This window comes from Mesorhizobium sp. WSM4310, from assembly GCF_007003935.1.
Lineage (GTDB): Bacteria > Pseudomonadota > Alphaproteobacteria > Rhizobiales > Rhizobiaceae > Mesorhizobium.
This window is the reverse complement of the sequence record NZ_VFTA01000020.1, coordinates 1-26,788: the sequence shown is the minus strand read 5'-3', so window position 1 is coordinate 26,788 and position 26,788 is coordinate 1. Positions and strand designations below refer to the sequence as shown.

General features: G+C 60.2%; 24 protein-coding genes. 15 read left to right on the top strand and 9 right to left on the bottom strand.

Features of this window, described 5'->3' with window-relative positions:
• Positions 1-91: 91 nt before the first annotated feature.
• The 7 genes from FJV80_RS20945 to FJV80_RS20915 form a co-directional block, all read right to left on the bottom strand.
• Positions 92-1,717 (bottom strand): DUF882 domain-containing protein, encoded by a 1,626-nt coding sequence (locus FJV80_RS20945; RefSeq protein ID WP_142877307.1) that lies wholly within the window; start codon positions 1,715-1,717, stop codon positions 92-94.
• A gap of 208 nt (positions 1,718-1,925) precedes the next feature.
• Entirely contained in the window at positions 1,926-3,068 is a 1,143-nt protein-coding gene (locus FJV80_RS20940; RefSeq protein WP_142877306.1) for a hypothetical protein, read from the bottom strand.
• Between the two features lie 497 nt (positions 3,069-3,565).
• Positions 3,566-4,105 (bottom strand): prepilin peptidase, encoded by a 540-nt coding sequence (locus FJV80_RS20935; RefSeq protein ID WP_142877305.1) that lies wholly within the window; start codon positions 4,103-4,105, stop codon positions 3,566-3,568.
• Positions 4,106-4,113: 8 nt separating this feature from the next.
• Positions 4,114-4,674: a tetratricopeptide repeat protein gene (locus FJV80_RS20930; protein WP_185975243.1), complete on the bottom strand. Its 561-nt coding sequence runs from the start codon at positions 4,672-4,674 to the stop codon at positions 4,114-4,116.
• A gap of 53 nt (positions 4,675-4,727) precedes the next feature.
• Entirely contained in the window at positions 4,728-5,684 is a 957-nt protein-coding gene (locus FJV80_RS20925) for a type II secretion system F family protein (RefSeq protein WP_185975242.1), read from the bottom strand.
• A gap of 9 nt (positions 5,685-5,693) precedes the next feature.
• Positions 5,694-6,665, bottom strand: a complete 972-nt coding sequence (locus FJV80_RS20920; RefSeq protein WP_142877304.1) for a type II secretion system F family protein — start codon at positions 6,663-6,665, stop codon at positions 5,694-5,696.
• Complete coding sequence (locus FJV80_RS20915) at positions 6,665-8,050, bottom strand: CpaF family protein (RefSeq protein ID WP_142877303.1); 1,386 nt, start codon at positions 8,048-8,050, stop codon at positions 6,665-6,667. Before FJV80_RS20915 ends, FJV80_RS20920 begins: the two co-directional genes overlap by 1 nt.
• Positions 8,051-8,589: 539 nt before the next feature.
• Between FJV80_RS20915 and FJV80_RS20910 the strand changes: the two genes are divergently transcribed.
• The 10 genes from FJV80_RS20910 (at position 8,590) to FJV80_RS20865 (ending at position 16,823) form a co-directional block, all read left to right on the top strand.
• Positions 8,590-8,796: a Flp family type IVb pilin gene (locus FJV80_RS20910; RefSeq protein WP_142877302.1), complete on the top strand. Its 207-nt coding sequence runs from the start codon at positions 8,590-8,592 to the stop codon at positions 8,794-8,796.
• A gap of 124 nt (positions 8,797-8,920) precedes the next feature.
• On the top strand, positions 8,921-9,931 hold the full coding sequence (gene cpaB / locus FJV80_RS20905) for a Flp pilus assembly protein CpaB (RefSeq protein WP_142877301.1): 1,011 nt from the start codon (positions 8,921-8,923) through the stop codon (positions 9,929-9,931).
• Between the two features lie 56 nt (positions 9,932-9,987).
• The gene (locus FJV80_RS20900) at positions 9,988-11,433 is read left to right on the top strand and encodes a type II and III secretion system protein family protein (protein WP_142877300.1); all 1,446 of its coding nucleotides are present in this window, start codon (positions 9,988-9,990) and stop codon (positions 11,431-11,433) included.
• Positions 11,420-11,716 carry a hypothetical protein gene (locus tag FJV80_RS20895; protein ID WP_142877299.1) on the top strand — a complete coding sequence of 99 codons (297 nt, stop codon included), beginning with the start codon at positions 11,420-11,422 and terminating at the stop codon, positions 11,714-11,716. Before FJV80_RS20900 ends, FJV80_RS20895 begins: the two co-directional genes overlap by 14 nt.
• 72 nt (positions 11,717-11,788) lie before the next feature.
• Positions 11,789-13,342 (top strand): pilus assembly protein TadG-related protein, encoded by a 1,554-nt coding sequence (locus FJV80_RS20890; protein ID WP_142877298.1) that lies wholly within the window; start codon positions 11,789-11,791, stop codon positions 13,340-13,342.
• A gap of 4 nt (positions 13,343-13,346) precedes the next feature.
• Positions 13,347-13,874 carry a TadE/TadG family type IV pilus assembly protein gene (locus FJV80_RS20885; RefSeq protein ID WP_142877297.1) on the top strand — a complete coding sequence of 176 codons (528 nt, stop codon included), beginning with the start codon at positions 13,347-13,349 and terminating at the stop codon, positions 13,872-13,874.
• Positions 13,875-13,920: 46 nt separating this feature from the next.
• Entirely contained in the window at positions 13,921-14,517 is a 597-nt protein-coding gene (locus FJV80_RS20880) for a TadE/TadG family type IV pilus assembly protein (protein ID WP_246689008.1), read from the top strand.
• The gene (locus FJV80_RS20875; RefSeq protein WP_142877295.1) at positions 14,514-15,677 is read left to right on the top strand and encodes an AAA family ATPase; all 1,164 of its coding nucleotides are present in this window, start codon (positions 14,514-14,516) and stop codon (positions 15,675-15,677) included. Before FJV80_RS20880 ends, FJV80_RS20875 begins: the two co-directional genes overlap by 4 nt.
• Positions 15,661-16,251: a L,D-transpeptidase gene (locus FJV80_RS20870; protein WP_142877294.1), complete on the top strand. Its 591-nt coding sequence runs from the start codon at positions 15,661-15,663 to the stop codon at positions 16,249-16,251. Before FJV80_RS20875 ends, FJV80_RS20870 begins: the two co-directional genes overlap by 17 nt.
• Entirely contained in the window at positions 16,248-16,823 is a 576-nt protein-coding gene (locus tag FJV80_RS20865; RefSeq protein WP_095775452.1) for a hypothetical protein, read from the top strand. Before FJV80_RS20870 ends, FJV80_RS20865 begins: the two co-directional genes overlap by 4 nt.
• A gap of 88 nt (positions 16,824-16,911) precedes the next feature.
• On the opposite strand, the gene FJV80_RS20860 is transcribed toward FJV80_RS20865, so the two are convergent.
• Complete coding sequence (locus tag FJV80_RS20860; protein WP_095775451.1) at positions 16,912-17,448, bottom strand: hypothetical protein; 537 nt, start codon at positions 17,446-17,448, stop codon at positions 16,912-16,914.
• Positions 17,449-17,901: 453 nt separating this feature from the next.
• Between FJV80_RS20860 and FJV80_RS20855 the strand changes: the two genes are divergently transcribed.
• Genes FJV80_RS20855 through FJV80_RS20840 form a run of 4 tightly spaced genes read left to right on the top strand, consistent with a single transcriptional unit; the run spans position 17,902 to position 23,487 of the window.
• On the top strand, positions 17,902-19,350 hold the full coding sequence (locus FJV80_RS20855; RefSeq protein ID WP_095793678.1) for a TolC family protein: 1,449 nt from the start codon (positions 17,902-17,904) through the stop codon (positions 19,348-19,350).
• A gap of 40 nt (positions 19,351-19,390) precedes the next feature.
• A complete protein-coding gene (locus FJV80_RS20850; RefSeq protein ID WP_142877293.1) occupies positions 19,391-21,523 on the top strand; it encodes a type I secretion system permease/ATPase in 2,133 nt (710 codons plus the stop codon).
• A gap of 43 nt (positions 21,524-21,566) precedes the next feature.
• A complete protein-coding gene (locus tag FJV80_RS20845; protein WP_095775447.1) occupies positions 21,567-22,856 on the top strand; it encodes an HlyD family type I secretion periplasmic adaptor subunit in 1,290 nt (429 codons plus the stop codon).
• Positions 22,846-23,487, top strand: coding sequence for a ribbon-helix-helix domain-containing protein (locus FJV80_RS20840; protein ID WP_179296549.1), 642 nt, complete (start codon positions 22,846-22,848; stop codon positions 23,485-23,487). Before FJV80_RS20845 ends, FJV80_RS20840 begins: the two co-directional genes overlap by 11 nt.
• Before the next feature lie 85 nt (positions 23,488-23,572).
• Here FJV80_RS20840 and FJV80_RS20835 read toward each other — a convergent pair whose 3' ends face one another.
• A complete protein-coding gene (locus tag FJV80_RS20835) occupies positions 23,573-24,517 on the bottom strand; it encodes a transglutaminase-like cysteine peptidase (protein WP_142877292.1) in 945 nt (314 codons plus the stop codon).
• Positions 24,518-24,839: 322 nt separating this feature from the next.
• On the opposite strand from FJV80_RS20835, the gene FJV80_RS20830 reads away from it, so the two are divergent.
• Positions 24,840-26,788: Ig-like domain-containing protein (locus FJV80_RS20830; protein ID WP_210251488.1), on the top strand; the 1,949-nt coding region annotated here is incomplete at its 3' end.

Below are 26,788 nucleotides of genomic sequence, written 5' to 3'. Positions count from 1 at the left end.
GCGAGCCACCAGTGCAAATGCCGATATTGGCACACCGCGTCTCACCAATGCCATGGCGACGAGATGGCATCCGCTCGGGAGCGTTCGCCCCCTATTTGAAACTGGCGATGGGCAGGAATTTCACCGCGGAGCCGGTGAAGCGGCGGTGATCCGACGTCTGTCCCCGCGGCTGAAACCCGTCGAGATAGACCTGCTCCGGCGCCGTGCGGATGAAATTGGCTGCAATGATGGGCGCTGCTGCCGCGCCGGTTCCTCCGGGGATGCCGCGTCCCGCTACGGGCGCAATCACGGCGGTGGCCTCGGTATCGAGGCGTGGTTGGACACGATCGGCCTTGGGGCTGGTCCTGACACGATCCTCGGGTTTCGGTGCCGGGACGGCAACCTGCTGAGCGGCCGATCCATCAAGGACGGTATCGGGGTGGTGCATGGCCAGCAATGCAGCGACGGCATCGGCGGATTTGACCGCTTCCGGCTGACGCATCGCGCTTGCCTCATTCCGCGGCCGCCATGTCGGCAACGGGATGTTGAGCGCCACCACGTCCGGCGCGGCGCTCGCGGCATCCGTCTTGCCCAAGGGCATTTCGGCATTGGCCACCACCGGCTTGGGCGCGGAGAGTTCGGCCCGCACCGTGGACGCGCTGGCCATCGCCAACGTTGCGTTTTGCGGGGTCGCAATGCTGGCGGTGGCGACGGCGCGCGGGGCGAAGGCGGGCAACGGCACCGCGCTGGGCGCCATGGCCATGACGATCGCTTCCGGCGACTTGCCCTTCTGCTCGACGAGCGGTTCTTCGGCCGCACCGGCGGAAGCCATCTGGATGTCCGCCCGCTGGGCCTCCTGCGGCGGCACGATGGCAATGCCTTGCCCCGCGATCTTGGGCTCAACGGCCTTGGCCGGTTTGCGTGGCGCGGGTGCTGCTTCGGCGATATCCTCGGACTCGTCGGCGCCGCGCCCGCCCAGAAGCGTCGCCAGCAGGCCGCGCGACTTGCGCTGGCCGCCATCGGCGCTTGCCAGCTCGATGTTGGGCGTGCCGGCGGCCTTGCGCGATTTGTAGGCGGCAAGCGCCTGGTCGTAGCCGGGCAGCGGCCTGCCGTCGCTCGGCACATGCAGTGTGTTGCCGTTCGGGAAGACCCTGGCAAGTTCCTGGCGGCTGATGCCCGGCCAATGCCGCACATTGCCAACATCCATGTGAATGAAAGGCGAGCCGGAGGTGGGATAATAACCGACGCCGCCGCCCTGCATCCTGAGGCCGATGTCGCGCAGCTTTTTCAGCGGCACATCCGGCAGGAAGAAATCCATGGCGCGGCCGACCATGTGCTGGCTTTCCCGGGCCACGCCCTTAGAGCGGCTGCGCAGCATGGCGTTGGTCGCCGGCGAGCGATAGGCGCTGACGACATGGATATAGCCGGTCGAGCCGCTGGCACGATAAGCCTGCCAGACGAGGTCGAGCAGGCGCGGATCCATCCTGGTCGGCTCGTTGCGGCGCCAGTCGCGCAGCATGAAACTGATCTTCTTCAATCCCGCCTGATCGTAGCGCCCGTTGCGCTTGAAGACGATCTCGGCCTTCTCGCCGGTATGCAGATGCTGGATCTTCAAGGCGCGCGTCTCGGCGAACGCACCGGTGACGCACAGGCAAAGCAACGCGACGGCAATGGCCGGCAACCATGTCCAACGATGGGAGGCGCCGGGCGCGTTCTGTTCGCTTTCAGTCACGTTCATGCCTTGCACATTGTTTTTGTTTCGGGCGATTTGACGACTTCGCCGCAAGCGGAGCCTTCTTTTCAAACGCTGGACACGCAGGCTTCGCCAGCAAGGCGGGCATCCGTCCTTCGAACTCGTCCTGTCGATGAACAGCATCTTGGTTAACGAATCGTGTTCGCGCCAGGAACGAACCTTCCCCGCCCCGGAATGACTTCAATCGACCGCTTCAGCGGAACAGATATTTCGAGACTTCCGGATTGCCGCGCCGCCACATGACATTGTCCAGGAAGTAGTGGTGCACGTTGATGAAGATCCAGGCGATGAAGAGGAAGAGCGACGAGCCGAGCACGGCCTTGTTGTAAGGAACCATGGCCGTCAGCGCCATCGGCACCAGCCAGAAACCGAGCGCCCCAAGAATTCCGCCGAAGACCACGAACGCCAGCACCCGCAGTCTGTACAGCGGTCCGAGAACGGACAGGGCCTTCAATGCCGGCCTCTCGACGGCATCCGCGCGGTCGCGCTCGACATTGGTCTGGTAGCGCCAGACCACGGCCAGATACTGCAACGAATGCATCGCCGGCACGACGAGCAGCCAGAGCGGGTTCAGCGTCACGAACAGGATCCAGGCATAGAGGGACACGACGTAGGCGACGACGCCGTTATAGGGCAGCGCGCCACCATGTTTGCGCCAGCGGTTGATGAACATAACGGCCGTTGCCGCCGAGGAGGCGGCGGCGATCGACATGGCGATGGTGATGAGCCATGGCGGCACCGCGAAGGTGTAATAGTCCAGACCCCAGAACTGCCTTTGGGTGATCACCACATTCGTCTGGAGCCAGGCGAACAGCCAGACGGCGTAGCCGTTGAACAGCAACACCTTCTTGTCCTGATCACTGAAGAATTTGCGCTTCAGCACGGCATCCACCATCAGCATGCCGTAACCCTGCTTGACGTAATGCCAGCCGACGAAAAAGCCCATCGCGTTTGTCGCATTGCCGAGCAGGCGGGCGTTGCCCGTCAGCGCGCCAAAGGCAAAGAAGGCAATCATCGCCAGCGGGACGACAATGCCCGCCAGAACATAGCGGATCTGAAGGCTCCGGCCGTAACCCTGACCGCGCACCTTGCGCGCGAAATTGCGATAGAAGATCTGGTACGAATGACCGAAATGCGGCTGGTTTATGAGGTGGGAGAGCAAGAACATCGTCAGCGTCACCGTGGCTTCATACCGCAGCGGCAGGAAATACAGGACCGGCAGGATGAAAAGCGCGCTTCCGCCAAGCATGAAGAAGTCGATGAACGGGCCAAACAGATATTTTTGCGGGGCGGCCGCGACTGAAGTTGGGGTGTCCGCCGAAAGGTGAAGTGCCATGGTGCCTTCTCCCCCTGTGTGATCGTCTAGCCATCGACCCGCTTGGGCATTATCCAAGTTCGGCTTCGGAACGGCAAGCGGTCGAGCCAGCACTTGCAAAGTTCGAACCGAGCGCGGTGGTTGCAAAACGGGATGTCAGGTCAGCGCGAGTACATTCATGCTTTGCTAATCATATTAGGTCACGATTGATTACGCTCTACCGAGGAACAGGTGGCAATTGGAACGAATATCTTCTGAGCAAATCGGATGGATTGTCGTTGCCGCCCTTTTGACCTGGGCGGCGATGGAGAAGACCGTAGCAGCATATGCTTCTCCAAAGCCGGTAGCGATCGAGCAACCGGTGTTGGTGCCGGTCTATGAACTACGGCGCCAGCGTTTCGAACTATGGATCAAGACAGCAGGTGTCCGACGACGCGCTTGAAGGGATATCCGTTCGGCACGGATGTGCTGTATTCAATCGAGGTTTTGTCGGCTACCTCGTGCAATGGAACCGAGCTTCAGTTTAGCTGGTTTAGGATTCCGGAACTGGTTGCGACCAGCAGGGTATGATACATCTGCAACGCCATCGCACAGATGGCAGCCGCCGAAATCGGAACGCCAAATGGCACGACACCTTGCCGATCCATGTGCTGCACATAATGGCGAAAGACTCCCGCCGGCAGCAATAGGGGGTTCTTGACCAGCGCGGCCGTCGCGATCACGAAGACCAGCAGCAGCACGGAAAAGACGGCAAGGTTGCTTCCGCCGATCAGAAACGGCGTCACGCTCAACAGTTTCACATCGCCGGCTCCAATCTTGCGCAAAAGCCAGAACGGAAAGAGTGCGACGAACAGGGCCAGACCGCCAAGCGCACTGATGCCCATCTCCAGCCACGAGCCGGTTTGCAAGGAATGAAACTGCAACGCGCCAAGTCCCAGGCACAGCAACAGCAATACGTCACGGTTGGTGATCTTCTGCACGGTGAAATCCGTCCAGGCGACCCTTGCAAGCAGCAAAATAGCCAAGCCTTGGAATAGGAGCGCAGCGGCGAGCAGCATCGAAGTGACTACCGTTCTATGTTTTGCACGCTGGACGACAACAGCTTCAGATTGTTGGCGACCGTCGGATCGTTGGGCGCCAGTTCATAGGCCTTGAGGAAATTCGCGCGTGCATCCTGCAGCTTGCCGCGCAGCAGATAGGAATAACCGACATTGTTGTAATATTCGGGTGACGCGCCAACCAGCTTGAAGGCTCGGCCATACGCCCGGTCGGCAAGGTCGAAGCGGTGGATGCGGTCGCAGGAGGCAGCCAGACCCATCCAGGCGCCGCCGTCATTGGGCGCCAGTTGCGTCGCCTTGAAGAACAGCGCGCCGGCGTTGCCGTAGTTTTCCGCGCGGAACTGGTTCTTGGCTTCGGCGACGGCCTGGTCCGAGGCATAATATTCGACGTCGCTGACCGTCTTCAACCCGTCAAAGGCATCGCCAAAGGACGTGACGTCGCCTTTTGACGGCTCGTTGGTGCGGACGACGCCACCGGTGGTGGTGTCCGCACCATTCGTTTGGCAACCGGCAAGCGCCATCAACAGACTGGCTGCGGCTAAGGCTGCGAGGCGCATTGGCCCTGTCATTTGATCTCCCGAGAGTCCGCCGACTCTAGCTTAGAACCAAAGCATATAACCATTTAGAAGAAAATGCCTTTCATACGAATGATCACCGGCAGCATGACAACCATCATCACCACTGGGAAAATGCATAGGCCCAAAGGGATCATCATCTTGACAGGCAAGGCGTTGGCACGCTCTTCCGCCAACAGGACCCGCTGGCCACGCATTTCGGCACTGTAGACCCGCAAGGCATCCGTAAGGCTGGTGCCCAGTTCTTCCGACTGTCTAAACAGCACAGCCAATGCTCTCGCTTCGTCCAGTCCGATGCGATCGGCGAGCTCGCGCAACGCCTCCCGTAACGGTTTGCCCGCACGCAACTGAAGGTTCATGATCGTAAGCTGGATGCCGAGCCATTTGTGCGTTCCCGCCAGTTCGTGACTGACCCGCTCGACCGCCGCCTCCAGACTCATGCCGGCATCGGCACAGGTGATCATCATGTCCATGAAATCGGGAAAGGCGCGGCGATAGATCTGCTTCTGCTTATTCTCAAAGCGATCTAGCATAATGCTAGGGATGACGATGCACCCGAGGCCGATCAGGCTCGCGCCCGCCAAGGCGAAAAATCCCGGCAATCGCTGCGGCAATATCTTCGACAGGAGGGCGTACATAACCACAAAGCCTATGGCGACGGCGCCCAGCCGGCAAAGCGTGTAGATGAGAGGCGCGCTCCCGTGATAGAAGCCGGCGCGGAAGAGCTTGGCTTCGAGGGCGTTAGGCTCGTTGCGCTCCTTCTCCATCGACTTGAAGTACGCTTCGACCGGCTTTTGCGCGGCGGCTCTGGTGATATGGTCATGTCCCAGGATCGAGCGACGATCCACAGGTCCATCACCGACAAGGCTACCCGTCATCAGCCTGCGCGTCTGCATCGCGGGCAGAAACACCAGCGCGGCGAACAGAAACAAGGCCGCCGCCGCCGCAAATACGGCAAGGGAGACCAGAAAGATCAGGTCGTTGGTATTCGAAAGCAGGCTCATTGGTCGCTCCTAGAAATCGAACGCGACCATGCGATACATGATGTAGTCGCCGAGCAGGGCCCAGAGCCCGAATGTCAGGAACGCCGGCAGGATCAATGGGCTGCCCCAGATCTTGCCATAGTAGGACGGCGCCACGAGCTGCAGGATCAGAAACATGAAGACAGGAAAAAGCGAGATAATCCATGCGGATGCCCGGCCCTCGGCCGAAAGCGCCCTGATCTTCATCCTGAGCTTCTGCCTTTCGCGCAGCACGGATGAGAGGTTCGCGAGGATCTCAGTAAGGTTGCCGCCCGTCTTGCTCTGGATCGAGAGTGACACCGACAGCAACTGCAACCCCTCGAAGCCAACGCGTTCCGACAGTTTCCGCACCGCCTGCTCCATGCTGAGCCCGAACGTGATTTCGTCGGCGACAATGCCAAATTCGGTGCCCAGAGGATCAGGCATTTCGCGGGAAACAAGACCTATTGCAACAGTGGCAGGATGTCCGGCACGGAGCGAGCGCACGATCATATCCAGTGCGTCTGGCAATTGCCTGGCGAACTTCAGGATTCGCTTTTTGCAGGCTCGACGCAGGATGAGAAGCGGTAATGCGAAGCCCACCGCCAGGAAGACGAACAGCGCCGCCGGCGCAGAGAGACCGATCAGGAACCAAAGAAGCGACGCCAGCGCCAAACTAGCCAGAAGGAACGACGCCGCGAAAGTCAATGGATTTCCGGTGATGCCGGATTGGGTATACAGCCTGTTCAACCAGATGAAACCGGAGATAAAGTCTCCTGAACCCGTCAGGCCGCGTTCGCGCAGCAAACTTTGCAGAGCCTGATCCGCAGGTGCGTCATCGGCCAGGCGGCGCAGCCGGTGATTGACCGCGACCCTATGCGAGCGCCGACTGGCGAGCGAAAGGTAAAGGGCCTCGCCGGCAAGGATGACCGAGGCGGCCGCGACAACGTATATGAAATAGACTAGCGCCTGTCCTGTCGGCATTAGATGGGTACCTGCGGATTGAAGGCGTCCTTAGCGAAATGAAGCCCGAGGGTCGCGGCCTCAGATGCAAAGCGCGGGCGAACACCAGTGGCGCGAAACTCGCCGACAATCTGGCCCTCGGCTGTCACGTCACGGCGGACGAAGTGATAGATTTCCTGGAGCTGGACGACATTGCCTTCCATCCCGGTGATTTCCGAAATCGAGGTGACGCGCCGCCCGCCGTCCGAAAGACGCTGCGTCTGTACGATGATGTCGATCGCGGATGCGATCTGCGCGCGGATAGAGTCATGGCTCATCGGCATGCCAGCCATGCCGACCATCTGCTCCAATCGCGATATGGCGTCGCGCGGCGTGTTGGCGTGGATGGTGGTCATCGAACCTTCGTGGCCGGTATTCATCGCCTGCAGCATGTCGAAGGCCTCCTCACCACGCACTTCGCCGACAATGATGCGGTCCGGCCGCATCCGCAACGCATTCTTCAGCAATTCGCGCTGGCGAACCTCGCCCTTGCCTTCGACATTGGGCGGGCGCGTCTCCAGCCGGCCGACATGCGGCTGCTGCAGCTGCAGCTCCGCTGCATCCTCGATGGTGATCAGGCGTTCCCTTGATGGAATGTAGCTAGACAGCGCGTTCAGCAAGGTCGTCTTGCCGCTGCCGGTGCCGCCGGAAACCAGGATCGATTTGCGCGCCTGCACGGCGATGCGCAGCAGATCAACCATCGGCTGTCGAATCGAGTTGAACGCCATCAGACGCTCAAGCGAATAAGGATTCTTGGAGAATTTGCGGATCGACACCAATGGACCATCGACCGAAACCGGTCGCACGGCGATGTTGACGCGCGAACCGTCATCCAGGCGAGCATCCGCCATCGGCGAGGATTCATCGACGCGCCGGCCGATATTCGAAACGATCTTGTTGATGATACGGAGCAGATGCGCCTCGTCGCGAAAACGTATCGAGGTTTCCTCGATCATGCCGCGACGCTCGATGAAGACGCGCTCATGCGTATTGATCATTATGTCGGTGATGGAGTCGTCCTTGAGCAAAGGTTCGATCGGACCGAGCCCCAGCATCTCGTCGGCGGTGTCGCTGGTCAGTTGATCGAGCTCGCGGGCATTCAGCGGCACGCTCCGGCTGCGCACGAACTCGCGAACGATCGGACGGATCTCATTCAGGATTTCGTCCTTGGAGGCATTTTCAAGAGCGGTCAGATTGAAGCGGTCAATAAGGTGACGGTGAAGCTCGACCTTGAGCGTCAGGAAATCGTCGCCATGCGATCCGACGTCGGCCGCAGGCGACGGCACCGGGGCGACAGGAAGAACCGTGATCGAGTCAGCCCTTGGCTCGACCCGCGCCTCGCCACCCTTGATGAACCGCCCCAGCATAATCCCCTATACCCCTCCAGCACATATTAGCGGAAACTAAACGTTAACCAAGCGACGCACAAGCGCCGGGATGCCACACGTCGGCCAATACTTTCAACATAGTTAAGAAGCAGCGCTAGAAGATATCTTTTTTGTCTCCGGCCCCCACGCCGTCGAACATGAGTGGAGCACCGAGCCTCGGAGCGCCAGAGTCCCTTGCAGGCTCCAACACCGACATCCATCCCACAATTGGCTACAACCCCTTAGATATAAAGGAATATGCCATACCGCTAAAATAGACATGGCTCAATTAGCATGAGGACATAATTGTGAACGAATGGTTAAGAGTGCTTGAAAAATTAGACGAATCAATGTGTTGCTGAAATTTAAGGCCGCGCTCAACTCGAAGGTTCATGTATTGGGAAGTTAAGGAACCGTTAATCCCGTTTGACTCTGCAATTTCTCGGGACCTAGGATCGAGATGACGGGGGATGCTTGGGTATGGGGTTCATCCTTGGCTCTGTCTCGTCGGGTTCCAACCTCCAAAGGGAGAAATTGACATGAAGAAGCTCATGACGATGACCCGGCAGTTCCGCGACGATGAAAACGGCGCTGCCATGGTCGAATATTCGATTTTGATCGGCATCATCACCGCCGCGACGATCACGTTCATCATCGCCGTTGGTGTGTATGTCACCAATTCGTGGACCACGCTGTGCAACAATCTGTTGACCGACACCGCAAACAGTACAAACATGACCTGCTGAACTAGAATACGCCAGGTCCCGGGGCGATCCTCGGGCCTGGCGAAACTTTTATCGCAAGGCAACCTCAGGCTGAGCGCCATCTGTTGGCGCTACGGTGAGTTTGTTTGAATGGGGCTCGGGGTAAATGCGCGCCAACACACTCATCATGATCGTGCTAGCCAGTATATTCGGCGTGCTCGCGGTCGTGCTCGTCAATATCTGGCTGGCCGGCCAGCGCAGCGCAATGGCACAGTCGAACGGCACGCAACGCGACACGGTTGTGGTCGCGGCAATGCCGCTGAAATTCGGCGACGCGCTGAGCGCCGACAAGCTGCGCGAAATTCCCTGGCCGGCAGGCGCGATACCGGCAGGCGCGTTCAAAACGACAAAGGATGCCTTGGCCGGTGAAGGCACAAGGCAGGCGCTTCAGACGATCAGTGTAAACGAACCTATTCTCGCCACCAAGATCACAGGTCCCGGCCAGCGCGCCACGCTTTCAGCAGTGCTCGGCGACGGCATGAAAGCCGTTTCCATCAGGGTGAACGACGTGCTCGGCGTCGCCGGCTTTGTCTTCCCGGGCGACCGGGTCGATATACTTCTGACGCGCACCGCGCGTGGCGAGGATGGCGCGGACAAGAGTTTCGTCGATGTCTTGCTGCAGGGCATGAAGGTGCTCGCCATCGACCAGGTGGCCGATGTGAGCAAGGACAGCCCGACCGTTGTGAAATCCGTGACGGTGGAGGCCAGCACCAAGGATGCGCAGAAGCTGACATTGGCCGCAGGCGCCGGCCAATTGTCGCTGGCGCTGCGCCAGGCGGCGGCCAGCAAGGGCGAGACGACTGAACGTGTGACGCTTTCGGACTTGACCGGCGATACGCCTGACGATGTCGCCAAAAGGCAGGCCGAACTCGACAAGAAGGCAGCGGCTGAACGCAAGAGTGCCGAAGACAAGATAGCCGGGCTAACCCAGGCTGTTGAAAGAGTTGGGAGCCGCCTTGACGAGTTGGGCAAGGTCAAGCCGGCTCCGGCCGTTGCCTCGGCTCCGGAAGTCCGGGAAGTGGTCAAATACGTGCAACCCGAGCCACCGAAGAATGTGTCAGTAGGCGTGTTCCGGGGTGTGAAGCTCGAGACATATGACGTGCCGCGACAACCATGATAAGATGCGGCTAATGAGGTGGGGCTGCCAGCGGTAGCAGCAGTGGGGAGACGGGGATGCAGGGGTTTTGCGTAAGGTTGGCTGCGGCCGCGTTGTCCTGTCTGGCGGTAGTAACGCTATCGAACCATTCGGCCGAGGCCGCCGACCGCTTCGTCGACGTATCGAATCCCGGCGTCCATAAGATCTTCCTGCCGATGTCGCAGTCGGTGACCATCCAGGTGAACGCCAATCTGGGCGATATCGTCGTTGGCGACGAGAAGATTGCCGATGCCCAGCCGATGACCGACCGTACGCTCTATGTCATCGGCAAGGGCGCCGGCACCACAACAGTCAATCTGTTCTCACCTGAAAAGCGCTCGCTAGGCGTCATCCAGATCGAGGTCGGTGTCGACGTCAGCGACATGGCGCAGGCAATCCGCCAGGTGGCGCCGCGGTCGCGTATCGAAATCGGCTCGGTCAATGGCAGGGTCAGGCTTGGCGGCCATGTCAAGGACGGCGCAACGCTGGCGGCCATCATGCAAGTGGCGCAGCAATATGGTCCCGACGCCATCATCAACTCAGTTACCGTCGACGACAGCCAGCAAGTCAATCTCGAAGTGCGCGTGCTGGAAGCCAAGCGCAACGCCGGCCGCGACCTTGGTGTCTCGATCAGGAGCACGAACAGCAGGGGCACGACCCGAACAGGGACGGGCGTTGCGGCTGTCGACAGTGACAATGTGGTGCTCGGACCCGGCGATCTGCTCTCCGGCCTGCTCTCAAACAGTAACCCATTTGCAGCACTGATCACCCGCGTCATCGACAGCAACATCAAGGTCGATCTGATCATCGAGGCACTTGAGACTAAGGGCGTGGTGCGCACGCTCGCGAATCCCAATCTCACCACGCTTTCCGGCGAACCGGCCAGCTTCAACGCCGGTGGCCAGGTCCCCATCCGCAGTGTCGACAAAAACGGCGAGGTCCAGATCGAATACAAACAATTCGGCGTCAACCTTCTGTTCACGCCGATCGTGCTTGACGACGACAAGATCCACATCCAGCTTTCGCCGGAGGTCAGCGACCTGACCGGCTTCACCACCGCTGGAGATCCGATCTTCACCAATCGCAAACTGTCGACCGTCGTCGAATTGCGCGACGGCCAGAGCTTCGCGGTCGGCGGACTTCTGTCGAGCAAGACCACCAAGCTGCAGGACCAGGTGCCGTGGCTCGGCCAGGTGCCGGTCATCGGCACGCTGTTCCGCAATTCGAGCAACCAGAAGGAAGAGACCGAACTGGTCGTCATCGTGACGCCGCACATCGTGCGGCCGGTGAAACCCGGCGAGCAGCTGGCAACGCCATTCGACAAGACGCGGCCGGCCAACGACCCGGAATTCTTCGTGCTGGGCCAGCTCGAGGTGAACAAGGACATGATCCGAAAATATGAAACGGGCGACGGCGTCACCGGCCCCTATGGCCACATGCTGGACTTCAAATCGAAGGACAAGATGCTCTATGTCAAGAAATAGCGCCTTGATCCTCATCCTGTGCACCGGCCTGCTGACGGGCTGTGCAGCGGACTATCTGAACCATTACGACACGGTGACCTTGGCCGCCGGTGACACGCAGAAGTTCAATTCGATGCTGCAGACGGTCGACCCGCTCAACCCGGCTTCGAAGAACACGCATATCGAAGGCGATGGCACGCGCGCTGCCGCTGTTGCCCAAGCCTACAAATATCCGCCGCCGCCACCGCCGCCGCCGGCGATTACGGTCAATGTCGGCGGATCCGGTGTGACGACGACGCCGTGAACTGAAAACGGAAGGATGCGGAGGGCGCCGGGCATGCGAGGGCCTTGGCGCAGGAAAGCAGAGAGTAAGGTCATGTTGGGGACCATTCGTGCCTTCTGGAACGATCAACGCGGCGTAGCGATGATCCTCGTCGCCATCATGCTGCCGGTGATTATCGGCTTTGCCCTGCTGGTCATCGATATGTCCCGCGCCAACAGCCTGCATAACGACCTGCAAAAAGGCGCCGATGCATTTGCGCTCGCCGCAGCGGCTGAGCTCGATGGCGGGACCGATGCGATCACTCGCGCGGACAGCGCTCTTGCCACTCTTGTCAACAATACATACCGCTTCTCCGATCAGGGCAACCAGCAAACATTGGCGTCGAGCGGCATTACCTGGCGCTATCTGAGCAGTCTGCCGGCCAATGACAGCGACCCTATCACCAACGCAAACGTGACCACTGATGCAACCCTCGCCCGCTTTATAGAAGTGACTGTAACGCCGACCGGTTTCGCGGCGATATTTCCGGCGTCGTTCCTTTCTGGAAATAGCGCCAGCAACAGCTTCACTGTCGGAGCCAAGGCCGTCGCCGGCTTCAACAGCGCTGTGTGTGATCTGACGCCCGTCTTCATGTGCAATCCATACGAGATGGTCAATGGCACCAACAATGCCGGGGGTATCACACTGCAGCAGGCGGTGGCGGAGAGGCGATACCGGCGGCGGCTCATTCAACTGCGAACCGTTGGCGGCGGAGCTGCCTATTTTCCCGGCAATTTTGGCTTCCTGAGCACTGACGGGAACGGTGCCAAAGATCTGGCGACCGCACTTGCGTCATCGAAACCGCAGGCTTGCTTTAGCAAGCGAGGTGTAACTACTGAGACTGGCCAGAAGGCAGGCAAGGTAAAGGCTGCCATAAATCTGCGTTTCGGCATGGAAGAACCAAGTACACCCAATGCCTTCAAGACTCCGGAATTTGGACCTGCATCAAATGTCCGCAAAGGTGGCTACCGAAATAACAGCGGCAACACTTGCCCGGGCTTGAGCGACTTCGATTTTGACGTAGCGGGCAAGACGCAAAGCCTCGGATTGGACAACTGTTTCGCTACAGCAAACTGTCCATATCTAGGTGGACGTATGGGAGATGGGACTTGGAATTTCACGACCTATTGGAATATAAATCACCGCATTGGAAACAGTGCCAATCCAAAGCCAATCCCTTCAGATATTGCGGGCACCGGAACCGATCTGCCGACTCGCTACGAGGTTTATCGTTCTGAAATCCGTAATAATCTGATCGCCGACCCGTCTCCCAATCCCGCGAAAGAGACTGGCGTGCCCGAGAACAAATGCCAGCCTGCAGTAACCACAGTTGATCGCCGGCTTCTCTACGGAGCGATAATCAACTGCCAGGCACTGCAGGCGGATCCCAATGTCAATCTTAGCGGCAAGACGCCAAATCTTCCTGTTGAGGCGTTTGCCAGTTTCTTCATCACGCAACCCATAAGAACCGATCGCTGCACCGGCAAAGGAACGACCTGTTTCGACTATGACGCGGACATATTCGTCGAACTGGTCGACGTGACCGGCCACGCCGGCCAGGGCACGCTCAACAATTTTCTCCGCGACGAACCGCAGCTTTACAGGTGATGTGATGCTGACGGTATTGAAGTCATTATTCCATAAATTTGGTCGCGAGGAGCGAGGCGCGGTCCTTGTCGAAATGACGTTGATTACGCCCTTGATGATCAGTCTTTCGGCAGGCGTTTTCGAATTCGGAAACCTTCTTCACCAGAAGCTGCTAATTGAAGCTGGCCTCAATGATGGGGCTCGCTATGCAGCGCGCTGCAACCAGACGTTCAACACGGCGCTCAACTGCGTCGCCTATGCAAAAAACATCGCTGCCACAGGATCTTACAACTGCGGTGGAAATTGCACGGTTGCAAGCCGAGTCACGGGTTGGCTGCCGGCAGCCGTCACGGTCGATCTCAACCATCTCGTCATCCCGGTAACCGTCGACCCAAATACTGGTTTGGCGAACTACCACAGCGCGACCGCCACCGTCCGCGTGGTCCGGCTCGAAACGTCTTTCACATATACCGGCGCTTCCTTGCTCAACTATCTCGGCCTGGGACCCATCACCTTTTCGGCCGGCCACGAAGAACGATACACCGGGTGGTGAGATGCACGCATTAGCCCGGTTCAGGAAAGAGGAAGACGGCGCTACGATGGTGGAAGCCGCCATCAGCATGACCCTGTTGCTGATACTGACCCTCGGCTTCGTGGATTTTGGCTACGCTTGGTATCAATGGAATTCCGCGACCAAAGCCGTGGAAATCGGGGCACGTATGGCTTCAATCTCTGACCCGATCGCACCCCAAATCGCGGCGGCTGGACTGACGACAACACCAGGCGATCCGATCCCTGTAGGCAACTACGACTTTACGTGCAATGGCGCCACCAGCACGTGCAGCTGTGTCGGCACGGGATGCACAGCAACATTCACCGCCGCCAATTTCAACAAGATCTTTCGCGGAGACGCGACGGGCACCGGCACCTGCCCCCCACTCGCCGCAGGACAACGGCCGGGCATGTGCCATTTCTTTCCGATGCTCCTGCCCGCCAATGTGGTCGTGCGATATGTGGCCACGGGATTGGGTTATCAAACCCGTCCGGGTGGGCCAGTGCCAACAATAACCGTCAGTTTGCAGGGCGTGACATTCCAATTCTTCTTTCTCGGCGCCTTGCTTGGTTTCAACAACCTCACAATGCCCTCCATGCTGAGCACGGTCACGGGCGAAGATCTGAAGAGCACCGCGCCATGAACGCCATCAACACCAAGGTTACTCCGACCAAGCGAAAGCAGGTGGCGCTGTTCTCGTCGGATCCGAATTTCAAGCGCGACGTGGCGACGCGGCTCGATGCGCTGGCGATCTATGACGTCAGGGTTTCCGAGACGGATGATTTTCTCAAAGGTCCGCCGGCCGATACGCGTCCCGGCATCGTCATCCTCGATCTCGGCGGTGGCGAACTGCTCGGCAGGCCCGGCATCGTCGAGGCGCGCGCGCTGTGGGCGACGGTGCCGCTGATCGCGGTTTCCGATGAGCTGCCGTCGGAACAGACGCGCGTGCTGGTGCGCATGAACGCCTCGGACTGGCTGCACAAGCCGCTCGACGGCAAGGAACTGCTCAATGCGGTGACCTTCCACGATACCGGCAACCAGGGCACCAAAAGCCGGATCATCACCTTCATCAGCGCCAGCGGCGGCGCCGGCGCCACGACGCTGGCGCTTTCGGCGGCCGAATTCCTCGCCTCGAAATCGGCTGAGCGCGCGGCTTCGACCTGCCTGGTCGATCTCGATTTCCAGAGCGCCAATTGCGGCGCCTATCTCAATCTGTTCAACCAGTTCGATCTGGCGGGCATTATCAATCAGCCGGAAAGGCTGGATGTCGAGCTGATGGATGTCATCAAGCTCACGCGCCCCTCCGGTCTCACCCTTTATGCGTTCGAGAGGCCGCAACTGCCCTTCGAGCCGCACGGCAGCGATTTCGTCTTCCGGCTCCTGGACCTCGTCGCCTACCGCTTCGACGACATCGTCATCGACCTGCCCAATATCGAAACGCCCTGGCACAATTCGGTGCTGTCGACCAGCGACGAGATCTTCATCGTCTTCGAACTCAACGTCGCTTCGCTGCGGCAAGGCAAGCGGCTCTACAAGAAGATCCGCGAACTGCGCGGCAATGCGGTCAGCATCACGCTCGTCGCCAACAAGCACAAGCGCAAATGGTTCGGGAACCATTTTTCGCGCAGCGAGCTCGAAAAGATATTCAAGGCGCCGCACATCAAATCGGTCGCGCTGGACAACGCTCTTTTGACCGATGCCTTGAACCGGGCGATCCTGCCCTCCGAAGTGGATGGCAGGGCGCGCTTCAACAAGGATCTGAAGAAGATGTTCAAAGAGCGGCTCGATGACGCTGCCCGGTAGAGAAGGCCTCGTCCCCAGGCTGGCCGGCACCTGCGTGCTTGGCCTGGTGCTGGCGATGTGCGCCCCGGGCTTCGCCGAGGCGCGGTCGGGGCTTTCGGATCGGCCGCCGCTGCCGGCGATGGGGCCCAGCCTGCGCAAGGCGGTTGCCTTCGCGACCACCGAACAGCCGGGAACGATCATCATCCGCAAGAGCGAGAAGGCACTTTACCTGGTGACCCGCCAGGGCCAGGCATTGCGCTACCAGATCAGCGTCGGGCGTGACGGATTTGGCTGGACCGGGGTGGTGAAGGTCGGTGCCAAGACGGAATGGCCGCAGTGGCGCCCACCCCGGGAAATGCGCGCCCGTCAACCGGAACTGCCGGAGCTGGTGCCCTCGGGTCCCTATAACCCCTTGGGCGCGCGGGCGCTGTATCTGCTGCGGGACGGACGCGACACGCTCTATCGCATCCATGGCACCAACGATCCCTCGGGCGTGGGATTCGATGGCACGTCGGGCTGCTTTCGCCTTACCAACACGGATGTGATCGATCTTTTCAAGCGCGTGCCAGTTGGCACCAAGGTGGTGGTTCAATGACGACGATCAGCGACCCGCATGTACCGACTGTCTCGGCCGAGCCGGTTGAACCGCAACTGCTCGGCAGGGATGCGAGCCGGTCGCGGCTGGCGGTCGTCGTCGGCGTTGGATTGACCCTGTTTGCCGTACTGAACGCAACCGCCGCCATCTACCTCTATCGCGGCATCAGCGACCTGCGCACCGTGGAGGGACGTCTCGAGGAGCTCGGCGCGTTCGAGCAGCGGATCGTCGCCCGGCTCGACACGGTCAACAACGGTTTTCAGAGCCGGTTCGAAAAGCTGGACAGCCAATTGCAGGGCAATTTCAACGAAATCAACGGCAGCATAGCCCGGTTGCAACAAAACCTGCCCTCGGCGCGCGACGCTGACGTCTCGGGCGCACCGGAGCCCGTCGTCACGACGAGTACCGTGGCGGAAGCTTCTCCGGACACCGAAGTCGCGGCGGAACCTGCAATTGCCGATACGCCGCGGCCACCCAAGAGAAGGGTTGCCGCCGCGCCCCCTGGCCCGAACCCCGCCTACCAGCGAACGGAAACGCCGGACGGCAAGGTCTATTATCGCAAGATCAATTGAGGCGCATCGGGGTTCCGGTGAAGCCGGGCGGAGCCGAGCCTCATGCAGTTGCCGACGTCCGGACGTTTTCGAAACGCCCCATGCCAGACTAAAGATCCCGTCCCAAAGTCATGAGACGCAGGGCCAGAGCCTCACCGCGCAGCCGCGTCTCGCGAAGGAACGCGACGTGACAGTACGCGCAGGCCGCGAAGCCCAGAACGAGCACCAGGCTGTTCTGCCAGGTAAAATCGATCTTCAGGGCGAATTGGAGGCCGTTGGACATCGGAAATGCCGCGACCGTGCTCGCCGTCTCCGAATGACTGCTGGACGCGATCATCAGTCCGGCAAAGAGCAAGGCGACGTGGTTGGCCAGGAAGAAGGCGGCCGCCGGTCTCACACGGCAAGCGCTCCAGAACACGAGTGCCGCGGCAACCAGGATGACGGCATCCAGGGCCATCGAACCGTGGAGATACGGGTCGATCTGTTGCCAGAACATCGCCGATAAGGGGCGCAGTTCAAGCCAGATCCTCCACATGGCGGGGCTGGCGGGATAGCTCCCGAGCAGCATGGTCGCCATTCGCTCGCAGGCCAAAACCACCAGGATGAAAGCCGGAAAAGCGAAGAGTAGTATCGGCCTGCGCTTCATTTTAACCTCTACAATCTGGCATCAGCATAGATTGCAGAGATTGAGCGAGGCTTAACGCGCCACTATGGCCGTGCTTGGCAGTTCATTCGGGCAGCCCTCAATTCAGTATCGGCCGTTCATGCCGTGGTCGCATGATCTTGGCCGAACGCCGCCAAATTTCCGCGGCTGCCTTCCGGCCCATGCAGGCTTCATACGATTCTGCCGGCATCGAGCCGTATGTGCGCCTGGACTTTTCCACAAAAGGCGGCGATTGGCTGAAGCCGCAGCCAACCCATTTTTGTGCCATTTTTGCTACATTTCCCAACCTTATGGCTCAGATGAGCGATTCAGGCTCCCCTATATTAATAATAACTCACATATTTTCTTGAAATTGTTGGATAGTCGCCTGAGACAAGGTCAGGCTTGGATCAGCGCCGGCAAAAGGGCGCAGGGGAAATGTTGGGGCGGGTTAAAATGAATACGAGAAGCATCTCGACTGTGAGCAAGCGCCTTGGTCTTTTGATGGCGGCTTCGATGCTGACCTGCGCAAGTGCGAGTGCGCTTACGCTCAAGGAAGCGATGGCGGTCGCCGTCGAATCCAATCCCGAAATCGGCCAGGCCATAGAAAATCGCGAAGCAATCGAGTTCGAGCTGCGTCAGGCCAAGGGCCTCTATCTTCCCAGCGTCGACGTGGAAGCGTCGGCCGGGGCTCGCCGTCTCGACAATTCCTCCCGGCGCGCGCTCTCGATAGAGCATGACGCACTTTATCCGGCGGAAACCGATCTGACGGTTTCGCAGACGCTCTACGACAGCGGCGCAAGGCGGGCCGAATTGAACCGCCAGGCCTCGCGCGTCGACGGCGCGTCGTTTCGTGTGCTGGAGCGGTCTGAATTCATCGGACTCTCGGTTGTCCAGGACTACCTCGAATACATGCTTCAGGCTTCGATCGTGGCAGAGGCAAAGAAGAACCTGGGCTTCCACCAAGCAATCCTCCACGACATCCAGGAAGGCATTGCTGGCGGCGGGTTGAACGAGGCCGACCGGCAACAGGCCGAAGAGCGCCTGTTCGCGGCCAAGGCCCGCATGCAGGAAGCGTCGGAGGAGCTGGAGGCCTCGAGGATCCGGTTCTTCAAGACCGTCGGGAAGCCGTTGACCAATGCATCGAGGCCGGTCGATGTTTCCGGCGCGCTGCCAAGGTCTCTGGACGATGCGATTGGCCTTGCGCGGGAGAGCAATCCGCGCGTCCATATGGCCAACAGCGATATCGCCGCCGCGGCCTCGCTGGTGGATGCGGCTCGCGCGAAATACGGCCCCTCGGTCGTCGCCGAAGGCGTCGCTCGGGCTGGGTATGACATCGACGGTGACAATGGCGACACATCCGACCTGCAGGCACGCCTGGTGCTGCGGTGGAACCTTTATAGGGGCGGCATCGACAAGGCCAATGAACAAGAGCAGATCCGCCGCACCAGCGAGCAGCGGCTTGCGCAGCACCAGGTGCTGCGGGAAATCGAAGAAGCCGTTCGTACATCGTGGGATCGCCGCTTCCGGCAAGCCGACCTGGCAAAGACGCTGAAGCTGCAGGCCGCTTCCAACGAGAAGCTGGTCGCGTCCTATCGCGAGCAATTCAAGGTCGGGCAGCGCTCGCTGCTCGATGTGCTGGATGCGCAGAATACGCGTTTCAACACGGCGACACTGGCCGACACAGCATCCTACGCCTCTCTCTTTGCCCAATACCGGCTTCTCGCGGCCACCGGCCAGTTGCTGAAAACGATGGACATCCGCCCGCCAAAACAGGCCGCGGCCTATGCGCGGACCGAGTTCGGCGCACCGGAAACGGCCGACACGGAAACCTATGCGCGCACGCCGTCGGAACAGAAGAACGACCTGCCATTCGATATCCTGGCACCGGTCAGGAAAAAGTAAGCGAATGTAAGGACCGATCGAAAGTCCCTAAGGGCAGATCGTGAACCAGCAACCTAACATCCTCTCCCCGAAGGAGGCGTTCAAGGCCTGCTTCTCGGCCGTTGCCGGGTATCTCGGCAGGCCGAGCGCGCAAACGGTGCTGTTCGCCGGCGTGCCGCTGTCGGACATGCATATCGACATCGAAGCCATCCGGCATATTGCCGAGCGCATCGGCCTCGAAATCACCGAATTCAGCCATCGCGAGTTTCTTCGGGGACGCATCGACCTCCCCGCCATCGTGTTTCGCGTCAGTCAATTGCCGGTTGCCCTGCTGGCCGAAACGGAGGACGGCGCATTCACGACCGCTCCCCAGGAAGACGGCCGCGTAACCATCACGAAATCCGAATTGGCCGCCAGCTACATCAGTGGCGGCGTTTCCTTCTCGATCACATACGCCAACACTGCCGAAGGGATGAATGTCGGTTCGGCGCCGAAGATCGAGCGGCGACATTGGCTGACGGGGACGATGGGTCCGTTCTGGCGCACCTATTCGAAGGTTATCCTGGCGGCAATCTTCATCAACATGCTGGCCATCGCCTCGCCGATCTTCACTATGAACGTCTATGACAGGATCTTGCCGAACAAGGCGATATCGACGCTGTGGGTGCTGTCGATCGGGATCGCCGCGGTGATCCTGTTCGACCTGCTCCTGAAGACCGCCAGAGCGTCCCTCATCGACTATGCCGGGCGCAAGGCGGATCTGCGCATTTCCTATTTGCTGTTCGAGAAAGTGCTGAACTCGTCCCTGTCGGCGCGGCCAGGCTCGACAGGCGAATATGCAAATCGGGTGACACAGTATGAATTCGTGCGCGAATTCTTCACGTCCAACACCATAAGCGTGTTTATCGACACCGCCTTCGTGTTCGTCTTTCTCCTGGTCATCTATGCGATTGGCGGATGGCTGGTCATCATACCGGCGCTGGCCTTCGTGGCTTCCGTGATCGTCGGGCTGATCACGCAACGGCGCATCGGCAAGCGTGTCGCGGCCTCCATGAACGAGGCCTCGCAACGGCAGGCCCTGCTGGTCGAATCCATCTCCACACTGGAGACGATCAAGTCGCTGCGGGCCGAGGCGTATCTGTTGCGAAAATGGGGAGAGCACTCCAAGAACGCGTCCAACACATCCGAGAAGATCAAGCAGCTTTCGGCGGCGGCCGGCAACATAACGCAGGCCATCCAGCAAATGGTCACCGTCGCCCTGATCGTGGCAGGCGCCTACGCCTTCTCGGAAGGACACGTCTCCACCGGAGCCATTATCGGCACCGTGATGCTGGCCGGCCGGGCGGTGTCTCCACTCGGCCAGATCGCCATCACCTTGTCCAGGCTTCGCCAAGCCATGCTCTCCTTGCGCATGGTGAACTTGATCATGGCGCAGCCGGAGGATCGCCCGGATACGGTGGGTTTCGTCAACCGGCCCATTCGCAACGGCGCCATGGTGTTCAGGAATGTCGGGTTTGTCTATCCGGGCTCCGAGAACGAGGTCCTGACCGGTCTGAATTTCTCGGTGAAGCCAGGTGAGCGCATCGGCATCATCGGCCGCATAGGTTCGGGAAAGACAACGATGGGCCGGCTGATCGGCAGGCTCTTCCTGCCGACGTCAGGCGAGCTGCTGCTGGACGGGATCGACATCCGCCAATACCACCCTTCGGAGGTTCGCGCCGCGGTCGGGATCGTCGCGCAGGCCAACGATCTGTTTTCGGGCACCATCAAGGAAAACCTCCTGATGGCATGTCCGGAGGCGACCGATGAGCAGATCGTCGAAGCGGCAAAGGCTGCCGGCGTCGACGATTTCGTCTCCCGTCACCCGCGTGGCTACGACATGAATGTCGGCGAGCGCGGCACCAATCTCTCGGGTGGCCAAAGGCAGACGATGGCGATTGCCCGTCTGTTGCTGACCAGACCGAAAATCGTCTTCCTGGACGAGCCGTCGGGTTCGATGGACCTGGCTTCCGAGCGGCAGCTGATCAAGCAGCTCAAAGTGGCTTTCGACAGGAACACGACGCTGATCATTTCAACCCATCGCTTCAGCATGCTCGAACTGGCCGACCGTCTTATCGTCATCGAGCAAGGCAAGATCGTTGCCGATGGACCAAAGGACCAAGTGATACAGGCGCTGCAGAAAACAAGCACCTGAAAAACAGACTTATTGAACGCATTCAATGCGTTGGGGTTAGGACATGCTTGCAAGGGAAGACCGGCCGCCGCTTTTCGCGTCGGCGTCCTTGTTCATCATAGGGGCACTCTTTGTGTCTTCCGTCGCCTGGGCGTCCTTTGCCGAGGTCGACGAAATCGCGCGCGGCGAAGGCAAGGTCATACCGGCTTCCAAGACCCAGATCATCCAGGCCAGCGAGCCGGGCGTCGTTCAGGAAATTGCCGTGAAGATCGGGCAGATCGTCAAGAAGAACGATCTCATCATCCGCCTCGACAACACGATGAACACGTCCAGCCTCGGCGAGCAACAGGCCAAGGCACGGGCGCTCCAGACGCGCATTGCACGGCTGAAATTCGAGCAGACCGGCAATATCGACGGTCCATTTCCCTGTCCGGCCGAAATCCAGAAGGTCGCGCCGGAAATCTGCGACAACGAGCAGAAGCTGCTCGTTGCGCGCCGTGACAACTTCCAGGTCAAGCTGTCGGTCCTCAAGTCGCGCCTCGATCAGCGCCTGAACGAATTGGACGAAGCCAACGCCAATCTCGATCGCCTCACCAAGAACCTCGAAGTCAGCGACCGGGAAACGGCGCTGGTCGAATCCATGGTCAAGAAGGGGCTGATGGCCAGGACCGAGCAGATCCGCGTCGAGCGGGAGCAGACCGAACTGCATGGGCAGCTGAACCTCGCCGGTGAAACCGTCAAGAAAGCCAAGGCGGCCATCACCGAAGCCCAGCTTCAAGTCAACGAACTCGGCCTGCAGCTGCAACAGGAGGCGCTGAGCGACCTGACCCAGGCGCTGGCCGATCTTTCGGTCGTCGATGAGACCATACGCGGCGCCACCGACAAGGTGGCGCGCACGGACATCCGCTCGCCTGTCGACGGCATCGTCAACACGCTTGACATCAACACGGTCGGCGCCTTCGTGCAGCCCGGCGCGGTCGTGGCCGGCATCGTGCCCACATCCGAGACCCTGCTGGTCGAAGCGCGGGTTTCACCGCGCGATGTTGCCTTCATCCGGCCGGACCAGGACGCGCTGATCAAGATTACCGCCTATGATTTCTCGATCTTCGGCGGCATCGAGGGCAAGGTCTCCAACATCACCGCCGACAGCCTGGTCGACCAGAAGACGGGCGAGCCCTACTATCAGGTGCGCGTCGCAACCGAGAGGTCGACGCTGACACGGGATGGCAAGACCTATTCGATCATCCCTGGCATGATCTGTTCGGTCGATATCAAGACCGGACGCAAGACCATCCTCACCTATCTGCTGAAGCCGATCAACAAGGCACGCGAGGAGGCAATGAGTGAACGATAACATCAGCTCTCCCGCCGCCGATCGCGAGCGGCTACTGCCACCCATGGCGACTGAGGATTTCGAGCTGGAATTCCGGGTTGTGGCGCGTGGCGGCACGCGACGCGGCATTCGTTTGGAGCGGGCATTCTGGACCACGCTGAAGCAGATGGCCGAAAGCCGCAAATGCACGATCGGCATGCTGATCGACGAGATCGCCGAAAGCCATGCCCACACAGGAAACCTGACATCGGCAATCCGGGTGGCCTGCATGCGCGGACTGGCCGACGAAAACCAGACCTTGCGAAGGCTTGCGTCGATCAAGACGATCAACGCCATTCTGGTCGCCTGCCCGTCGCCGGCTTTTGCGCTCTCATCGTCGAAGAGGATCCTGACTTTCAACGCGCCGTTCCAGCAACTGGTCAGGCGTCAATTGCCGGTCGCGCCAAGCGAAGATGCGCGCCACGACCTGAAGCTTGCCCTGGATCTCAATGTCGCTGACATATTCGCGCGGCTCGACGCCAATGGCGAAACGCCGGTCGCCACCGGTTTCGTCATCGGCGCGGGCGACCGCCGCTACCGGGGGCAATTGAATGCGGTGCGAGCGCCGGTGCTCGAACCGGAGTTGCTGATGGCCTTCGTTTTCGGCGGCTAGTGCCTATCGCCCGAAAGTGACCCCAGTTCCGGGGAGACGACACGAGAGCGAAGGCGTGCCGAACCGGGTGCTTCGCTTGGCTATGCTATGGCTGCAGGCCCTCGCCAGGTGCGACCGTCGCAAGTCCGCCCTTGATATCGGCGACCTGGGCCGCGCCGGGCCTGGTGCCGTGGATCCACGCGCGGTCGGTGCTGAACGAGTACAATGGCACGTAGTCTGGAAGATCGCTGTCGCGCGAGACGACGTTGCTCAGGCTGTCCAGAATGAAGACGCCGCTGCCGGTGCTGACCGACAGCACGGCATGAAAGAAACCGCGCTTGCGATCCTGCAGGACGACGAGCGACATGCTCTGCGCCGGAATGCCGGCACGCAGCAGCGCCGCCATCTTGAGAATGGCGAAATCCTCGCAGTCGCCCGCCCGCCGCTCGAGAATTTCGGAAGGCTTGGCCCAGTAGTCGAGCTTGCCGTAAACCACGCTGTCCTTCTTGTAGGCGATCGCGTGATTTATGCTCGAGTTGACGAAGGATAGCTTGTCCACAAACCGCTTGTCTCTGGCGGCGTTGACGATCGCGGTGAAGATGCTGTTCTTGCCGTCGCACGCAGTGCCCGCGGAACAGTCGACGATTGCCTTGTAGACCGGCGCCCAACGCGCGGAGACCGGAAAATTATGCATGGACAGCGCAACCGATCCGAACACGCCGGGAATGATCGCCGCCGTCTGGATGGGATCGATACCGGCATTGCCTTGCACCGCCGAAAGGCCGGTTTCCTGATCGCTGGCGGCTGGACCGTAGCTGCCGAGAACCATGCCTATCCTGTAGGCCGAGGCCAGCTGCCAAGGCTGCGGCCGCAGCAGCGAAATGCCACCGAGGGCAGGAGGCGTTTCGACGTTCGCCAGCAGCGAATCGACACGATCGGCGCCGGCTGGGAACGTGCTGGCGAGCGATGGATGCGACAGGCCGAAAATGCCGATTGCCAGCAGCAGCGCTTTGAGCCCGGTTGCCCCCAGGGCAGATTTTTCTTTTGTCATAACGCCCACCTTTGACTGTGGACGCTACCAATCTCGTCTCAAATTATTGGAAATGAAGGTGGATAAGTTTTCTGTACTTCATGTCAGTTGTTTTGTGTAAAATTTTATACAAATTTATACTTCTGTTTACCAAGCGACCAAAGCCAGACCCCGCCAAGCGGATTGCACATTGGCCAATGTATATCAGGTTATATGTTTCGAGTTTACCACGCATAAAAAATGCCGAAGCCTGCATACCAGGATATATGAAACGGATTGCGGGACAGTTGCAAAGTAGAAGTGGCCCATGTCTCTTTCCGGGAAATGCCGGAGGGGTTTGGCTATGACCACCAGTAACGATTTGGACACCGTCTCTCATTCCTGGGACGAGCACTCTCAACATAACGGCCTGCCGTCGCAGGCGCAGATGCAGGTCGCGGAGGCCAGCCCGGCGCAAAAGGCCGCCCCGGCCGCCGCTGAACCGGTTCCCGTCGATGTCGGCAACGGCACGCCCGTCAAACCGGAAGCACCCGCGGAGGCCAAGGCCCCGGCGGCAGCCGCGCCGCACGAATATGTGGCCGACGCCAACCATGTGGTGAAGCTTCCGGCCAACGTCTCGATCGACAACATCAAGGTCGACGGCCATAACCTCGTGCTCGAGCAGGCGGACGGTTCGGTGATCGTCATCAAGGACGGCGCCCTCAACGTGCCGACCTTCATCATCGGCGATGTCGAAGTGCCTCGCGTTGCCTTGATCGCGGCGTTAGAAGCAAGTCATGTCGACGTCGCCTTCGGCGCCGACGGATCGATATCGGCAGGCGCTGGCGGTTCACCCTCGAGTGCCGGCGGAGACTTCTCGATTCCGCCCGGCGGTATCGGCGACGGATTCGGTCTCTCGGCGCTATTGCCGCCGACGGATCTGGCGTTCGGTCAGCCGGATCATCGCGAGCTGTTCCCGTCTTTGGTCGACAGGCCGGTTTCGGTGGTGGCCACGTCATTGCTCACCCCGGACCAGGCGGCCAGTGAAACCGGCCTCAACGGCGGCCCGTCACAGTCGCCGGGTAGCAACGCGCCGAGTAGTGCGGAAACCTCCGGGGTCGGATCGATCAGTGTCAACGCGCCGGATGGGGTCGGGTCAATCGTCATCAACGGCGTCGCCGTCACCGCTGCCGGCCAGCAGATTCCAGGCCAGTTCGGCTACATCACGATCCTTTCCTTCGATCCCAACACCGGCCACATCGACTACGATTATACGGTCACCCATTCGGTCACCCATCCCGATCAGACAACCGGATTTGATCCCAGCGACACGGTTCCCGACAATTTCAGCGTCACGGTTACGGATGTTGACGGCGATTCGGCCAGTACCACTTTTGCCGTCGCTATCATCGACGACGTGCCGACGGCGGTTGCCGATACGGACAGCGTTACGGAAGGCGGCACGGTGAACGGCAACGTGATTGCCGGGCTTGGCAGCGACGGCAATCCGGCTGGCGCCGACACTAAGGGCGCCGATGGCGCTTCGGTGAGTGGCGTCACCGGCGCCGGGGCGACGACGGTGGTGGGCGGAGAATTCCATGTCGTTGGCCAGTACGGCACGCTGACGCTGAGCGCGGACGGGACCTACAGCTACGTTGCCAATGCCAACATCAGCAACGCTTCGCCGGTGACGGACACTTTCACCTACACGCTGAAGGACGGCGACGGCGACACCTCGCAGACGACGCTGAATATCACCATCAGCGACGGGGTTGACCCGTCGGTGCTGACGAACGCGATCATCACCGTGGACGAGGCAGGGCTCGGCACCGTCAATGCCACCGGCAGCGCGGCCGCGACCAATGTCGAGGACGGCAGCGGAACGGTATCGTTCCATGCCGGTTCGGACAACATCACCGGGATGGCGTTCACGTCGGTCGCCGGAATCACGGCGGACGTCAACGGGGTTGCCGGCGCCGACATCGTCTGGACGCTCGTCGGCCCGACGCAGATCACCGGTTCGATCAACGGCGTCGATGCCATCCATATCGACCTGGTCGCATCGTCGCTGCCGATCCTGGCGGGCACCGACGGGTTCGCCACAGTCAATGTGACGCTGCTCGACAACTTCCCGCATCCCGACGCGGGTGGGCAGAACGTCATCAACCTGACCGGCATCAATGTGGTCGCCACCGATACGGACGGCAGCCAGGCGAGCGCAACGGTTCAGGTCAATGTCGACGACGACATACCGGTTGCGGTGAATGACGGTCAGTCCGCGACGGAAGGCGGCGCGGCGATCGTGGCGAACGC